General features: G+C 55.1%; 10 protein-coding genes and 5 tRNA genes. 14 read left to right on the top strand and 1 reads right to left on the bottom strand.

Annotation, left to right across the window (positions count from 1 at the left end; genetic code table 11):
- Positions 1-325 precede the first annotated feature (325 nt).
- The 14 genes from ACTUHY_RS05015 to ACTUHY_RS04950 all read left to right on the top strand — a co-directional run bounded on the left by ACTUHY_RS05015 (position 326) and on the right by ACTUHY_RS04950 (position 15,253).
- Positions 326-4,384 (top strand): autotransporter outer membrane beta-barrel domain-containing protein, encoded by a 4,059-nt coding sequence (locus ACTUHY_RS05015; protein WP_442826819.1) that lies wholly within the window; start codon positions 326-328, stop codon positions 4,382-4,384.
- Positions 4,385-4,573: 189 nt separating this feature from the next.
- Positions 4,574-4,650: transfer RNA gene (locus tag ACTUHY_RS05010), tRNA-Asp, on the top strand.
- A gap of 2 nt (positions 4,651-4,652) precedes the next feature.
- Positions 4,653-4,728 (top strand) — tRNA-Phe (locus ACTUHY_RS05005).
- 8 nt (positions 4,729-4,736) lie between these two features.
- A tRNA-Gly gene (locus tag ACTUHY_RS05000) sits at positions 4,737-4,811 on the top strand.
- A 9-nt stretch (positions 4,812-4,820) separates the two neighbouring features.
- Positions 4,821-4,894, top strand: a tRNA-Cys gene (locus tag ACTUHY_RS04995).
- Positions 4,895-4,902: 8 nt separating this feature from the next.
- A tRNA-Leu gene (locus ACTUHY_RS04990) sits at positions 4,903-4,991 on the top strand.
- Positions 4,992-5,104: 113 nt separating this feature from the next.
- A complete protein-coding gene (uraA, locus tag ACTUHY_RS04985) occupies positions 5,105-6,373 on the top strand; it encodes a uracil permease (RefSeq protein WP_442826818.1) in 1,269 nt (422 codons plus the stop codon).
- Positions 6,374-6,451: 78 nt separating this feature from the next.
- Positions 6,452-7,996: a glutamine-hydrolyzing GMP synthase gene (guaA, locus tag ACTUHY_RS04980; RefSeq protein WP_442826817.1), complete on the top strand. Its 1,545-nt coding sequence runs from the start codon at positions 6,452-6,454 to the stop codon at positions 7,994-7,996.
- Between the two features lie 555 nt (positions 7,997-8,551).
- The gene (locus ACTUHY_RS04975) at positions 8,552-9,505 is read left to right on the top strand and encodes a DUF542 domain-containing protein (RefSeq protein WP_442826816.1); all 954 of its coding nucleotides are present in this window, start codon (positions 8,552-8,554) and stop codon (positions 9,503-9,505) included.
- Between the two features lie 414 nt (positions 9,506-9,919).
- A complete protein-coding gene (locus ACTUHY_RS04970; protein WP_442826815.1) occupies positions 9,920-12,433 on the top strand; it encodes an excinuclease ABC subunit UvrA in 2,514 nt (837 codons plus the stop codon).
- 83 nt (positions 12,434-12,516) lie between these two features.
- Complete coding sequence (locus tag ACTUHY_RS04965) at positions 12,517-13,551, top strand: threonine aldolase family protein (RefSeq protein ID WP_442826814.1); 1,035 nt, start codon at positions 12,517-12,519, stop codon at positions 13,549-13,551.
- A 237-nt stretch (positions 13,552-13,788) separates the two neighbouring features.
- Entirely contained in the window at positions 13,789-14,112 is a 324-nt protein-coding gene (locus tag ACTUHY_RS04960; RefSeq protein WP_442826813.1) for an ArsR/SmtB family transcription factor, read from the top strand.
- Entirely contained in the window at positions 14,109-14,693 is a 585-nt protein-coding gene (locus tag ACTUHY_RS04955) for a chromate transporter (protein ID WP_442826812.1), read from the top strand. The genes ACTUHY_RS04960 and ACTUHY_RS04955 overlap by 4 nt, the downstream gene beginning before the upstream one ends.
- Positions 14,690-15,253, top strand: coding sequence for a chromate transporter (locus tag ACTUHY_RS04950; protein ID WP_442826811.1), 564 nt, complete (start codon positions 14,690-14,692; stop codon positions 15,251-15,253). Before ACTUHY_RS04955 ends, ACTUHY_RS04950 begins: the two co-directional genes overlap by 4 nt.
- Positions 15,254-15,301: 48 nt before the next feature.
- Here the strand turns inward: ACTUHY_RS04950 and ACTUHY_RS04945 are convergent, their stop codons facing one another.
- On the bottom strand, positions 15,302-16,651 hold the full coding sequence (locus ACTUHY_RS04945; protein WP_442826810.1) for an MATE family efflux transporter: 1,350 nt from the start codon (positions 16,649-16,651) through the stop codon (positions 15,302-15,304).
- Between the last annotated feature and the right edge of the window lie 3 nt (positions 16,652-16,654).

Here is a 16,654-nt window from a genome sequence, read left to right as displayed (position 1 = left end):
CCTTTCAGTTCTTCGTGGTGGTTGAGGTGAAATGTAGCTTAGATATGTCTTTATTTTATCGTAAGACAAGGGGTCTTGTGAACAGGAGTGTCCACAAGACCCCAACATTTATTATAGAACCTTTTTTTATCTGGCTTTCCAGAATAAAGTGGATAAAATCGCAGAATACCTTCATAATAATCCAGCGATTCCCATAGATTTTACCCAAAGTCACAAAAATGTGATAAAATATAATTTATAGAAAATATAAGGACTTTATATACTAGGTCCCTGATCCCAATTGCAAGGAGTCTGATTGTACGTGAAGAAATACGATTCGAAGCCAATGACTTTTGGACTGACGGCTGCTGTGCTGCTGTCTCTCTTTGCCGGCCAGCGATATGGACAGGCCGCTGGACACCACTATGAATGGGTGAACAAATGGAGTGGGGATGCTGTGGAAGGGGACCCCATCACGGTCCACTACCTCCAGGGCTGGAACCAGGACAAGGTCACGGTAGGGACGGATGGAACCAGTCAGGTGACCATCGCCGACTACGGCGGCAGCAATGGGGGCGAGGCCACCGTCAAGGGGAAGAACATCGCTTTTACTGGCAATTTTGTCACCGGCGGCAAGATCACTGCCGGCAATGATGCCACGGACCGCTTGACATTCCGGAACATCCAGGCTGTCAGGATGGGGGGAGAAAAAGAAGCTGGGAGCATTGCCCTGGATGCCAGGGATATATCGGCTGATGCGGTCAGCGCCACGATGGGCGGGACCATCCATCTGGGGAACCAGTACATGAAGAGCGGACTGGAACTGGTGGATGTGAACGTTTCCAACTCCAGTACCGTAGAAATCGGCAATGCCGGGGCGGGGGATCTATCCGTTGGCCGCTTCAGCGTGGGAGGAGCCATGTGGTCGGATGATGATGATCGAATCTTGAATCACGTGACTCTCTCCGGGAACGATATCCACATTGAACAATTTGGGAATGTATCGGCTGCGGACATCGAACTCAATGCCCGGGGCAGCGTGGCGAGCCATTCCCAATGGATGGTCACTGGCGACGGTTACCACACCACAGAGGAACCCTATACGGCCCTGACGGTGAAGGCCGGGGGCGATGTCAGCGTGGGCGGTGACTATACTTCTATGGAAGCACACAACCATGCCAAAATCGATGTGACCGCCGGGGGAAAGATGACGGCTTCAGGGGATTTCCTGGCCGTGGGGGACGGCCATATCCATGTCGAAGCGGCCAACATTACCACAGGAGGGATACTTCATGCCACAGGGGAAAAGGCAGACATCACCCTGACCGCGGAAGACGCAGATGGCAACAAAGGGGATATCCAGGCCCAGGAACTCCAGGTGGACAGCCAGGGGACGGCATCCCTGACAGGGAAGACCATTACCTTGGCTCCCGATGGCAAGCACTATGGCGCCTACCGGTCCCTTCAGGTGCAGGACTGCCACGTGACCATGGATGCAGATGAGATCAACCTGCCTTCGGGCATCGGCTTCAACGGATCGGCAAGACTGGATCTGAAGACCGCCCATCAGCTGACCATCGGGAATGCCTTGCACGAAAATGCCTATGATACCAGTGCAATCCGTCTAACCTTTGGCAGTTATGGGGAAACCCGTACCGGCCAATTATATGGTGGGAGCAGCCAGGCAGAGGTGACGGTAAACGGTTCCACCGCTGTGGTAGGAAGTTCCAATGAAGATGAAAGGGTCTGGTTCAACGGGAAGAATCTGGCATTCAATGCTTTAAAAACACCGTCTCTGACGGATTCATCTTCCGATATGTACAAGGCCGTTGCCCTGGATTTCACCGATTCCCAGTTCTGGTCCGGCAATCCTGATACCACGGAGACCACTACGGTAAACGGCCATATCCTCACCAACAGCTCCAATGCCTTTGTCTTGAACGGCAGCAAAGCGGTCACCCTGAACGGACTGAAAGGGGATTTCGAACACAACCAGAACGCTTTTTCCCTGATCGACCGGGGCCATTCTTCCATCCAGATCGGGGATGCAGATACGGCCCTGACCACCGTGAATGGAGAGATCCTGACGGGCGTGGATACGGTCCTGTACGTGGGCGGCAAGGATATCCTCCTAGATAACGCCGGCCATACGGCCCTTTATGCCAACGCTTCCAGCCGGTCCGTGGAAATCGGCCGGACTGCGCCGGAGGGAAGTACTTCCGATACGGTTTCCATCAAAGGGCGGCTGCTGGTCAACGGGGTCGCCCGGATGGATGTAGTGGGGAAGGATATCACCCTCAGTGACGGAGCGGCGCCGGACAGCGGGACCTTGGGTACTACGGTGAAGACGAACGCAGATGGCAGCCATACGGAACCGGACAGCCATACCCATGATGCCCTGGTGATCCAGCAGGCAGCAGACAATGCTCTGGTCATCGGGGAACCGGATTCCCATGTGAGCATCGACGGCCGTCTGGTGGGCCTCAATGGAGGGTATTCCGTGGACGGGGACACCATCCACATCTATGAAGGAGCCAATAAAGACCAGAACCTGATCCTCACCACCGGAGGCGCCGTGAACCTGGGCCATGATGGGACCCGTCTGCTCCAGATCGACGGGGGCATCTGGGCCCTGGGGGATTCTGCCAACAAAGTGGATCTGGAAGGAAAGGACATCCGCATCGATCCGGCCAGCGGTATGCGGGCCGTCCAGGCCAATGCCATGCCGGTGGAAATCGGGGATAGCGCCACGGAAAATGCCGTAGTGAATGGAGAAATCTGGTCCGTATGCGGCAAGGCCCCCATTACGGTGGATGCCGGTCAATATGCCCTTTCCGCCAACGGCAGCACTTATGCGGCCCGGTCCACCGGGGGCGGCTCTATCACCCTAGGCCATGACGGCAGTACCGGGATCATCGACGGGGAACTGACGGCCGATGCCGGCAGCTCTCTGGAGGCGTATCTGAAAGGCAGCGGCTCCCGGTTGGATGGCACCGTGGAGGATGGAAATCTCGATTATGGCATCCGTTCTGATGCGGGGATCACCCTTCATCTCAATGACGGTGCCATCTGGAACCTGGACGGGGATTCCAAAGTCACCTATCTCCAGGCCGCTAAGGGAACCATCCATCTGAACCAGGATACCACGGATCAGAGCCTGTATACAGGGAACTTCGCCGGGGACGGGACGGCTGTCCTTATGGGCCACCAGGGGGATGCCCAGGTGAATGACCGTCTCTATGTGAAAGGGACCCATACGGGGACCACCCAGCTGCAGCTCCATGCCGTGCATGGCGCCTGGACTGACGGGGCCATCGGGTCCGTCCTGGCCAGTGTAGGGGACGAACAGGGAAAATTCTATGTGCCGGACCGGGAAGACCGGCTGTTCTTCCATCGGATCGTGCTGGATACCCATGAAAAGAGCCAGGGGGATACGGTCACCGACGGCTATAATACCGATTGGTACCTGAAGGGCTTCCAGAACCTTCCCACTGATGACAAGGGCCATCATACCCACTTCGTCCAGACCATGATGGGGCTTCCGGGCATGGATTACCAGATGTGGCGGGAAGACATGGACAGCCTGTTCAAACGGATGGGGGACCTGCATACCCAGGATGCGGCACCGGAAGGGGTCTGGGCCAGAGCGGCCGGGACCCGGAGCCAGCGCAGCGGGGAAGAAGGGGGCTTTACCCTCCAGCACCATCAGTACCAGGTGGGTTACGATAAGCTCCTGGGTGAGAACGGGAAAGAACGCCATTACCAGGGCATCGGCCTGGGATACAGCCGGGGTACGGGGACCTTCTCCGGAGGGACTTCGGATCTCACCGGCATCAGCCTGGGTCTCTACGATACCCATGTGAAGAAAGATGGTCAGTACTGGGATTTCGTCCTGAAGGGCCAGCATCTCTCCAATGAGGTGTACGGCCGTTATGGGGCCAAAGGGACCCTGGACAACAACGGCTTCACGGCAGGAGCGGAATACGGCTGGAAGAAGGCCTTTTCCGGCGGCTGGTTCCTGGAACCCCGGGCCCAGTTCACCCTGGGCTGGCTCCACGGAGCGTCGGAGGACCTGGCCAATGGGGTCCATTATGAGGAAAATAACATCCACAGCGCGGTGGGACGGGCCGGGTTCCGGGCCGGGTACGAAGACCATCGGGCCCAGTTCTTCCTGAAGGCGGACTGGTTCCACGAATTCGGGGGCAGTGGAGAAGTCCGCTTCACCGATGACGAAGGGTTCCTGAAGCTGGACCGGGATTACGGGGACAACTGGTTCGAATACGGCATCGGGATGGCCGTACAGCTGTCGCCGGAAAGCCAGTTCTACCTGGAAGGCGAAAAGAGCAGTACCGGCACCTACCGGAAGAACTGGAGCTGGAACGCTGGAGTGAGATGGAAGTTCTGAGGAAGTTGCATTCATAAATTAAAAGGAACCCGCTGCCCGGGTTCCTTCCTGAGGCCAGAGACCAGTGACCAGGGACCAGTGACGGGGCTGGGGAAAGTATTTTTCCAGCCCCAATTTTTCCCTTGACATTTCCCTCACTATACAGTATACTAATCAAGTCGACAGCGCCTGAGGGTGCTGACAGACAATGGCCCAGTAGTTCAGTTGGTTAGAATGCCGCCCTGTCACGGCGGAGATCGTCGGTTCGAGTCCGTCCTGGGTCGCCAATGCCTCGGTAGCTCAGTTGGTAGAGCAAAGGACTGAAAATCCTTGTGTCCGCAGTTCGATTCTGCGCTGAGGCACCATTCTTCATGCGGAAGTAGCTCAGTGGTAGAGCATCACCTTGCCAAGGTGGGGGTCGCGAGTTCGAATCTCGTTTTCCGCTCCATTTCTATATGGCGACGTAGCCAAGCGGTAAGGCAGAGGTCTGCAAAACCTTTATCCCCAGTTCGATTCTGGGCGTCGCCTCCAACTTTTTCGCCGAGGTGGCGGAACTGGCAGACGCAAGGGACTTAAAATCCCTCGGAGAGTGATCTCCGTACCGGTTCGATTCCGGTCCCCGGCACCATTGGAATTTGAAAGACTGTTGCATAGTCAGCAGTCTTTTTTTTGTGTGCCGAATCTGGAGAAAGATATGGTACAATAAGGGAGATCAAAAAGAACACAAAGGAGTCATGACCCATGGAAGAACGACGAATCATCCACGTGGAAGAAAAGCTTCCGGTCCTGGAAACCATTCCCCTGAGCCTGCAGCATCTGTTTGCCATGTTCGGCTCCACCGTACTGGTGCCTTTTCTCCTGCACGTGGACCCTGCCACAGCCCTGTTTATGAACGGGGTGGGCACCCTGCTGTACCTGACCATCTGCAAATGGAAGCTTCCTGCCTATCTGGGCTCCAGCTTTGCTTTCATTTCCCCTGTGCTGGCCGTCTGTGCCACCCCGGGGATGACCTACGGAGATGCCCAGGGAGGTTTCATCGCCTTCGGCCTCTGCTTCATCTTCATCGGCCTTCTGGTGAAACGGATCGGCACAGAATGGATCGATGTGCTGTTCCCGCCGGCGGCCATGGGGTCCATTGTGGCCATCATCGGCCTGGAACTGGCGCCTCTGGCCCTCAACATGAGCGGGTTCGTGGATCCGGTCCAGGGGATGACCAACGGCCAGGCCATGACCATTTCCATGTTCACCCTGATTGTCACCATCCTGGCCACCGTCCTGGGCCGGGGTTTCATCGCTATCATCCCCATCCTCATCGGGGTGGTGTCCGGCTACGTCCTCAGCTGGTGCATGGGAGTGGTGAACTTCTCTGCGGTGGAAACTGCCGCCTGGTTCTCTTTCCCCACCTTCTACCAGCCCCGGTTCAACCTCTCTGCCATCATGATGATCCTGCCTGCTCTCTTCGTGGTGCTGGCGGAACATCTGGGCCATCTCTTCGTCACCAGCGACATCGTGGGCCGTGACCTGATCAAGGATCCCGGGCTCCACCGGTCCCTCATGGCCGATGGCCTGTCCAACGTGCTCTCCGGGTTCCTGGGTTCTACTCCCAACACCACCTATGGGGAGAATATGGGGGTCATGGCCATCACCGGAGTCTACAGCACCTGGGTCATCGGGGGGGCGGCCATTTTCGCCATCCTGTTTTCCTTCATCGGGAAAGTCGCCGCGGTGATCCACGGGATCCCCACTCCGGTGATGGGCGGGGTCTGCATCTTATTGTTCGGGTTTATCGCTGCGTCCGGTCTGCGGATGATGGTGGAACGGAAGGTGGACTTCACCCGGCCCAAGAACCTGATCCTCACGGCTGTGACTATGATCAGCGGACTTTCCGGGGCGGCAGTGCACCTGGGGCCCGTCCAGCTCAAAGGCATGGGCCTGGCTACGGTGGTGGCTATCCTGGCCAGCCTGGCATTCCTGATTTTCGAAAAATTGGGCTTGTCCAACGAAAAATAATCGGATTTGGAATTGAAAGAATTTGTGAAGTATGGTATATTGTTTTAAATATTACAAACTACCAAAGGGAGGCAGACTATGGAGAATTTACAGCATGAGGTTGTCCTGGTGGTCGACTTCGGTGCTCAGTACAGCCAGCTGATTGCCAGACGCGTCCGTGAATGCGGTGTGTACTGTGAAATCATTCCTTACAACTATACCCTGGACAAGATCAAAGCCAAGAATCCCAAGGCCATCATCCTGTCTGGCGGGCCCAACAGTGTCTATGCGGAAAATACCCCCAGCGTGGATGCCGGGGTCTTCGAAATGGGGATCCCCGTCCTGGGCATCTGCTATGGCGACCAGTTCATGACCAAAGCCCTGGGTGGCGTGGTGGCCCATGCAGGCAGCGGGGAATACGGCAAGACGGCTGTCGTCCTGGATAACGAAACCCGTCTTTTCTCTGGCCTGGAAAAGAACAATGTGTGCTGGATGAGCCATCAGGACTATGCGGAAAAAGCCCCGAAAGGCTTCACTGTCATCGCCCATACCGCAGAATGTCCCATCGCTGCCATGCAGAATGAGGACAAGAAACTCTACGGCGTCCAGTTCCATCCGGAAGTCATGCATACTCCCTTTGGGAAGCAGATGTTCTCCAACTTCCTGTTCAATATCTGCAATCTGTCCGGGGATTGGACCATGTCTTCCTTTGCCCAGAACAAGATCCAAGAGATCCGGGAAAAAGTAGGGGATAAGAACGTACTCTGCGCCATGAGCGGCGGGGTGGATTCCTCCGTGGCTGCCGTCCTGGTCCATAAGGCCGTAGGCAAGCAGCTCACCTGTGTGTTCGTGGATCACGGCCTCCTGCGGAAAGACGAAGGGGACCAGGTAGAACAGGTCTTCAAACGGGATTTCGACATGAACCTGATCCGGGTCAATGCCCAGGATCGTTTCCTCAGCAAACTGAAAGGGGTCAGCGACCCAGAAAAGAAACGGAAGATCATCGGGGAAGAATTCATCCGGGTCTTTGAAGAAGAATCCAAAAAGATCGGCCATGTGGACTTCCTGGTCCAGGGGACCATCTATCCGGACGTGGTGGAATCCGGCGGTACCGGAACCTCTGCCACCATCAAGAGCCACCACAATGTAGGCGGCCTGCCCAAAGACATGAAACTGGGCCTCATCGAACCCCTCCGGGAACTGTTCAAGGATGAAGTCCGCGCCGTAGGCGAAGAATTAGGCATCCCCTCCGAACTGGTATGGCGCCAGCCCTTCCCGGGCCCTGGCCTGGCTATCCGTGTCCTGGGTGAAGTGACCGAAGAAAAGCTCCACATCGTGCGGGAAGCCGATGCCATTTTCCGGGAAGAAATCGCTAAAGCCGGGCTCAACCGGTCCATCTGGCAGTATTTCGCCTGTCTCCCCAACATCCGCAGCGTCGGGGTCATGGGTGACTTCCGGACCTACAGCAACACCATCGCCCTCCGTGCTGTCAACAGCACCGATGGCATGACTTCCGACTGGTCCCATATCCCTTACCATGTGCTGGATATCGTCTCCCGCCGGATCGTCAACGAAGTCCCTGGGGTGAACCGGGTGGTCTATGATATTACCAGCAAGCCGCCGGCGACGATTGAGTGGGAATAAGTTGTAGAGGCTGACGCATAACCCCTGAGCGCCATAGCAGGCCATCTGCTTTGTCAGGAGGGATTTGGAAGCCGGGCATATACCACTGTGTATTATGCCCAACTTCCAAATCCCTCCTTTCGCGCATCTGACCAACTCTGACGCTCAGGGAGGGAGTCGGGGGGAGGGTGTGCTGACGCATAACCCAGGCGCGGGATATGCACCTATCTACTTTGTCAGCGGGGAATTTGGTCCGCGGCATGTACGTCCATGTACTATGCCACGAACCAAATTCCCCGCTTTCGCGTATCTGGGTACATCTCCTGCGCCTGGAAGGAGCCGGAGGAAGAAGAAAGATGTCAGACACGGCCGGAGGCCTACAGATGTCAGAAGTCAGCTTGTTGGCGATGAGCAGATCGGTACTGCATCCAAAGCCAACAAAGCTGAAGTCTGACTTCTGAGAGGCCCGTCAGGGCCGGTTCTGATATCTTTCTTCATCTCGTTGTCATACCAACGGACGTAATCCCAGCATTCCGCTATACTTAAACCATCAAACAACTACGGGAGGAATGCTCCATGATTACTGTAAAAAATACCCTGGCTGAAGTGGTGCGGGATTATCCCCAGACCATCCCCTTTTTCAATGAACTGCATCTGGATTACTGCTGCGGCGGGGGAATCCCTCTGGAAGAAGCGGTAAAAGGGACGGACCTGGATGCCCAAAAAGTGGTGGCGGATCTGAACGGATACATTGCCAGCCACAGCGCCAAAACCGGCAGCCAGCAGGAATCCCTGGACCGGTTCAAGCAGCTTTCCATTCCGGACATGCTCCAGGACCTGGAAGCCACCCACCATGTGGATGAACGGAAATACATGGCGGAAATCGAAGCGGATCTGAACAAGATCCTCCTGGTCCATTATGTCCATCACGGGGAACTGCTCACCCGGCTCCATCATCTGTACGGGACCCTGAAAACCGACTTGGAAGAACATTTTGCCCGGGAAGAACGGCTGGTGTTCCCATTGATGCGGACCTATCCTCAGCCCAACCTGGAAATCCTCACCCTGGTCCAGAACCTGGAAGCCGATCATTCTGCCGCCGGGGACATCATCAAGGAAATCGAAGCCCTCACCGATCATTTCACCGTACCAGCCGATGCCTGTGCCACCTTCAAACGGACCTATCAGCTGCTGGAAGCATTCATTAATGATGTATTCGTCCATATTTTCAAGGAAAATTCCATCGTCTTCCCGGAATATGCGGAAAAGGCACCCAATCAGGAAGGGCTGGACCGTCAAGTGGAAGTGTCCCTGGAAAAAGAAGCAGGCCAGAACAGCAACTCCTGTGGCTACTGTGAAAGCGCTGAAGGGGAAGCGGAAAAGAGCCCCGTTCTCTACGAATGTGGAAACTGCGGTGCCCTTTACTGCAACGACTGCGCAGAAACCGGCTGCCCCAGCTGCGGCGCCTCTTTCAGCCACGCCCATTCTTTGGAATATTCCGGAAGCAGCTGGAATCCGAATCAGGACTAGTAGGCAATAAAAGGGCTGGCGCATGACCCATGCGCACGATATGGGCCCATCTGCTTTGTCAGCGAGGATTTTGGTCCGCGGCATGTACGTTCATGTACTATGCTATGAACCAAAATCCTCGCTTTCGCGCATCTGGACCCATCTCGTGCGCATGGCAAGAATCGGGAGATACTATATTCCAGCCAAAATCCGCTGTTTTCACGTATCTGGGTACATCTCCCGCGCCTGGAAGGAGTCGGGGGAAGAAGGAAAGACCTCAGCTTGTTGGAAGCAGAAAGTCCAGTACTGCATCCAAAGCGAATCAAGCTGAAGTCTGACTTCTTAGAGGCCCGTAAGGGCCGGTCTTATTTTACGCGACGGTACCTTTTTGTGCTATGATAAATAAAACCGCTTTTCTGTAAGGAGGCATGTCGCATGAGCGAAAAATACGTCCCTTCCGTTCCTGATCATATTGAGGTCCGGGGTGCCAGGGTCCATAACCTGAAAAATATCGACGTGGATATCCCCCTCCACAAAATCGTGGGAATTGCCGGGGTGTCCGGATCCGGGAAATCCTCCCTGGCCCTAGGGATCCTGTATGCGGAAGGGTCTCGGCGGTATCTGGAATCCCTTTCTACCTATACCCGGCGTCGGATGACCCAGGTGGAACGAGCAGACGTAGAAGAGATACGGTATGTTCCAGCTGCCCTTGCCCTCCATCAGCGCCCGGGTGTTCCTGGCATCCGCAGTACCTTCGGGACTCTTTCTGAACTGTTGAATAGCCTGCGTCTCATGTTTTCCCGGCTGGGGAGTCACCGCTGTCCTAATGGCCATTACTGCCCGCCGTCTTTCGCTGTGGCGGCCATGCAGGAAATTACTTGCCCGGTATGCGGTGAGAAATTCTACGGTCCCGGGGCGGAGGAACTTGCCTTTAACAGTACAGGTGCTTGTCCCACCTGCGGCGGAACGGGAATTGTCCAAAATATAAAAGAGGCAGCCTTGGTGCCGGATGATTCCAAAACGATCGATGAAGGAGCAGTGGTTGTTTGGGGAACCCTTATGTGGTCGTTAATGAAAGATATCGTACGGACCATGGGGGTCCGGACAAATGTCCCATTTCGTGACCTGACCCCTGAGGAAAAGGAAATCGTCTATCACGGCGAGCTGAAGAAACATCATATCCATTATGTTAATCCTAATACCCTGGAGCCAACAGAGATGGATTTCAACTACTACAGTGCGGTCAATTCCGTGAAGAATTCCCTGGCTAAGGTCAAAGATGAAAAGGGGATGAAGCGGCTGGAAAAATATCTAGAAGAGGACGTCTGTCCGGACTGCCATGGCACAAGACTGTCAGAAACTGCTCGTGCACCGCGGCTCAGAGGGATCGGGCTGGACCAGGCGGCTGCTATGACACTTTCGGAACTGATCCCTTGGGTGCAGGGGGTTCCGGCTTCTTTGCCGGAAAAGATGCGCCCCATGGCCGAAAGCATCTGTGATTCTTTCCTGGATGTCTCTAAGCGGCTGATGGACCTGGGACTGGGATACCTTTCTCTTGACAGGGCAGCGTCCACGCTGTCCACCGGTGAACGGCAGCGGGTGCAGCTTGCCAGGGCCGTACGGAACCGCACGACAGGTGTGCTGTATGTCCTTGACGAACCATCCATCGGTCTCCATCCCTTTAACCTCAAGGGTCTCACAGGGGTCATGGACGACCTGCTGGCAGACGGAAACTCCATTGTAATCGTAGATCATGATACCCAGGTCCTGAAAAACGCTGATTGGATGATCGAGATGGGAAAGGGTGCGGGAGCAGAAGGAGGCACGGTAATCTCCCAGGGAAGCGTCACTGATGTGGCAAAAAATCCGGAATCGGTCATAGGACCCTTTCTTTCGAATCAATACAAATCGAGGATCCGTCCAGTGACAGGAAAAGGATCTTTATTTGAAAAAGGCACTATCCATCTGGAAACAGGGAAAATCCACACGGTACATCCTTTGGATGTGAGGATACCTATGGGACGGCTCACAGTTGTAACAGGTGTTTCAGGATCTGGCAAAACCACAATGATCCTGGAGAGCTTGATCCCGGCACTTCAGGCAAAAATCAGCGGACAGAAACTGCCGGGACATATCAAAAGCATAGTGGCAGAAGGAATCAACCAGGTCAAGCTGATCGATGCTGCGCCAATCGGTATGAATGTGCGTTCCACTGTAGCTACCTATGCCAATGTACATGATGGGCTGAGAAAAATATATGCTAGGATAGCAGATGCTAAGGAACACTCCTGCAAGGCAGGTGATTTCTCCTATAATACAGGGAAACTCCGCTGTCCGGCCTGTGATGGAACAGGGGAGATTTCGCTGGACGTTCAGTTTTTGCCAGATGTAAAGATTCCTTGCCCGGACTGCAGAGGTTCCCGTTACAGCCAGGAAGCTTTCCGCATCCGCCGCAAAGCGCAAGATGGAAACGTCTACAGTCTGCCTGAACTCATGAACATGAGCGTGGATCAGGTGCTGCAGGCACTGGGGGGATTAAAGCTCCTGCAGCAGCGGCTTCAGGTCTTGCACGATCTGGGCTTGGGGTACCTGACACTGGGAGAAGAAACGCCTGGACTTTCCGGCGGTGAAGCCCAGCGGCTGAAGCTTGCCAGTGAAATGGGGAAAGGGCAGAGTGATTCCGTGTTTGTTTTCGATGAACCGACAATTGGCCTCCATCCCCAGGACGTAAGGACGCTCTTAAAAGTTTTCCAGACCCTTATCGACCATGGAGCTACGGTAGTGGTCATCGAACATGACCTTGATGTGATCAGGAATGCCGATTACATCATCGACATGGGGCCGGGAGGCGGCTTCCAAGGCGGAAGGATTGTGGCTGCCGGGACGCCGGAAGAGGTGGAGAAGTGCAAGGAGAGCCGGACCGGATCCTATTTGCAAGCTGACAAATAACCCAGGGCGTGTTTCTCTAGGACAAACCAGCTGGATTTATGATAAAATCAAGAGATAAATCATCTTTTCAGGGAGGACTTATCATGATCCGTTTCAATAACGACTACAACCACGGGGCCCATCCCAACATCCTGGAAGCCCTGACCCGTACCAATGATACCCAGTTCAGCGGGTATGGCACTGATGAATGGTGTGACAAGGCAGCAAGACTGATCCTGGACCAGTGCCAATGTCCCCAGGGGAAGGTGTATTTTTTCCCGGGGGCTACCCAGGCCAATCTGGTGACCATCGCTGCTTTCTTAGGTTCCTGTGACAGTGTGATCTGCGCTTCCACCGGCCACATCAACGGCCATGAATGCGCTTCCATCGAAAATACGGGCCATAAGATCCTGGCCCTGCCCCAAAAGGACGGGAAAATCACCGCTGCCCAGATCGAACAGGAAGTCAGGTCTTATTACGATGTCGGTGAACCGGAATGGCTTACTCGGCCGTCTATGGTCTACATCTCTTTTACTACTGAATACGGAACCCTCTATTCCAAAGCCGAACTCACTGCCATCTCGGAAGTCTGCCGGAAATATGGGATGGCTCTCTTTGTGGATGGGGCCCGGCTGGCCTATGGATTGGCTTCTCCTGAAAACGATCTGGCTCTGCCGGACCTGGCCCGGCTCGTCGACGCCTTCTACCTGGGCGGCACCAAATGCGGCGCCCTCTTCGGGGAAGCCCTGGTCCTGACCCATCCGGAAGCCGTCCGCCGGTTCAAGGCCCATATGAAGCAGAGCGGAGCCGTCCTGGCTAAAGGCTGGCTCCTGGGCCTCCAGTTCTATACCCTGCTCCAGGACGGCCTGTATTTCAGACTGGCTGCCCAGGCGGATGCTTTTGCCCTCCGGCTCCGGGATGCCTTCCGGAAAAAGGGGATCCCGGAATACGTAGTCAGCTCCACCAACCAGCAGTTCGTGATCCTGACCCTGGAACAGGCTGCCCATCTGGAAAAGAAATATGCCTTTGAAAGAGAAGGGAATTTGGAAGATGGCCGGCTGATCGTCCGGTTCTGTACTTCCTGGAGTACGCAGGAGGGGGAGGTGGAGGCACTGATCTCCGACCTGGCTGACGCATAACCCCTGAGCGCCATAGCAGGCCATCTGCTTTGGCAGGAGGGATTTGGAAGCCGGGCATATACGATTATGTATTATGCCCAACTTCCAAATCCCTCCTTTCGCGCATCTGACCTACTCTGACGCTTAGGGAAAAAGTCGGAGCCATCTGCTTCACGGGATCAAAATTTAATTCAGTATTTACTAAATCAAAACCATCGATTATAATTAAGTAAATACTAAATTAAAGGGGGCGGAACGATGGAACTTGACCGTATATTGAAAGCACTGGGAGAACCCATGCGGCTGAAGATCTATCAGGCACTTTTGGAAAGGAAGCACTGCGTCCGGTCTCTTTCCAAAAAGTTCGGGATCTCGGAATCGGCCATTTCCCAGCATCTGAAGATCATGAGAGAAGCAGGTTTGGTCTATGGAGAAAAGTACGGCTATCATATGCACTATCTGCCAGACCAAGGAGCCATCGACTTCCTGGCGGAGCAGGTGGAACGGATGCGGAGGACTTCTCTGCAGGTGGACCGTGAGCAAAAAGCCTGCCAATGTGAATATCGGGGGAGAAAAGCATGAAACGGGATCAGCTCAGGGATTTGTTTTTGTCTTTTGCCCGAATCGGACTGTTTACCTTTGGGGGCGGGTATGCCATGATTTCCATGATCGAGCACAGCTGTGTGGAAGAAAAGAGCTGGATCACCCATGAGGAACTGATGGATATCACCGTGATCGCAGAATCCACGCCCGGTCCCATCGCCATCAACTGTGCCACCTTTACCGGATATAAGCAGGCCGGAATGGCGGGAGCTCTGGCGGCTACTTTTGGGATCGTCATCCCTCCTTTTCTGGTCATTCTGGCCGCTTCGCTGTTCCTGTATGATTTCTTTACGTGGAAACTTCTGGCTGCCGCTTTCCAAGGAATCAAGATCGCTGTAGGGCTTTTGATCTTGGAGGCAGCCATGATGATGCTGAGAAAAGGCGCCAGGACGAGGCTGTCACGGGGCATCCTCTTAGGTTCCTGCTTGGCCATGCTCTGCAGCGATATCTTTGGCCTGCCGATTTCTTCCATCCGGCTGATGCTCCTGGCAGCAGGGGTCAGTCTGGTATCTTCCAGGCTCCAGGCGCCATCCCATCAAGAAAGCGGTGGTGGAAAATGATCTATCTGGAGTTATTTGCAGGATTTTTGAAAGTCGGATGTTTTGCCTTCGGAGGTGCATACGGTGCGATCCCTCTGATCCGGGACGTGGTCCTGTCCTACGGCTGGCTGAATGACGACATGCTGACCTATATGATTGCTGTCAGTGAAAGTACACCGGGACCGATCATGGTCAATCTGGCGACTTATGTGGGGAGCAGCCAGGGGGGCTTCCTGGGAGCCGTCACCGCCACGGCCGCCGTTGTCCTGCCTTCGTTCCTGATCATCCTCCTGGTCACGGCGCTGCTCCATCACCTGCTGGACAACCGGTATATCCAGAGCCTTCTCCGAGGGATGAAACCCTGCGTGACGGGTATCGTATTGGCGACCGGTCTCTATATGACTTTCCAGCATTGCCTCAGCCCCGGGAAGCTTCCCCAACAGGCGTTCCAGGCACTTTTCGTGATTTTTAGCTTGGTTTTGGGAAAAAGGGGTTACCAACGGGTCACGAAAAAGAAGCTCTCTCCCATTGGGCTGATTATGGCTTCCGCTGTCTTGGGCGTCATCGTCTATGGAGGGTAGAAAGGAGGGCAAGACGCTGCCGGAACAGGGCAGCTCCCTTTCAGCCACTCATCCGACCGACGGATCCATTGTATTTCTTCTCCACTTCCCCCGCCGGTATTCCCAGCCGGAAAGCAGGAAATTGGCCAACCAGCCCAGGGGGACGGCGTACCAGACGAAGGGGATGCCGAAGCGGGGAGCCAGGGCCATGGCCAGGCTGACCCGGAGTCCCAGGTTCACCAAGTTGGCGATGGTGAACATCTGCATATCTCCGGCTCCTCGGAGGACCCCATCCACGGACATCTTCATGCCGATGAAGCAGAAAAAAAAGCCCATGAAGCGGAAATAACCTTCCGCTGTCTGGAAAGCGACAGGGGACCCTTCACTGCCCAGGAAAAAGACGGAAAGGGAGTGGCTCCCTAGCTCCATGAGGAGGCAGTTCAGGAAGGCAAAGATAAAGACCAGGCGGAAGGCAGCTTTGAGACCGGCGGGGATCCGTTCCGGCTGTCCAGCTCCCAGATTCTGGGCCGTATAGGGGCTCATGGCGTTGCCGATGGCGGACATGGGGACCACACACAGTCCTTCCACCCGCATGGCAGCGGAAAAACCCGCCAGGGCTTCCGAGCCGAAACCGTTGACCACTGACTGGACCAGCATCATGCCGATGGAGACCGTGGACTGCTGGAGGATGGAAGGCAGGGCGATTTGAGCCATGGGCAACAGTTCTTCCGGGGCGAAGAGACGGGGCCTTTCGGAAGACATGTGCCCGAGTACCCAGGTGAGGACCCCGAAGGAAAGGACGGCGGCGATTCCCTGGGCGATGAGGGTGGCCCAGGCCACGCCGGCGACTCCCAGGCCGTACTGGGTGACCAGGATCCAATCCAGCACCACATTGAACAATGAAGAAAAAATCAGGAAGAACAGGGGAATCCGGGATTTCCCCAGGGCATTGAACATGGCGGACAGGACGGAATACATGAACAGGAAGGGAAGACCCAGGAAATACACCCGGAGATACACATCGGCCAGTCCCAGGACATCTGCCGGGGTATCCAGGAGTTCCATGATGTCCAGGCTGAACCAGAGGCCGATGCCGCCCAACACCAGGCTCAGGAGCAGGAAAGCCAGGAGGGCCGTATATAAAGCTTCCTTCATCTTTTTATATTGTCCCGCCCCAAAATACCGGCTGACTTTGACAGAAGCTCCGATGCCTCCCCCGATGGCGATCCAGATGAAGATGTTGGTGAACGCATAGGAAGCGCCCACCGCAGCCAGGGCCTGTTCCCCCACATACCGGCCCACGATGGCGGAATCGGCCATGGTATAGGTCTGCTGGAAGAAATTCCCGATGATCATGGGGAGCGCGAAATAGAGCAGGGCCTTCAGGGGATTTTCGGTGATCAGATAGTCATTTCTCATAGG

This window comes from Acidaminococcus nyctereutis, assembly GCF_052216985.1.
Classification (GTDB): Bacteria; Bacillota; Negativicutes; order Acidaminococcales; family Acidaminococcaceae; genus Acidaminococcus; species Acidaminococcus fermentans_A.
This window is presented reverse-complemented; position numbering and strand designations above follow the sequence as displayed.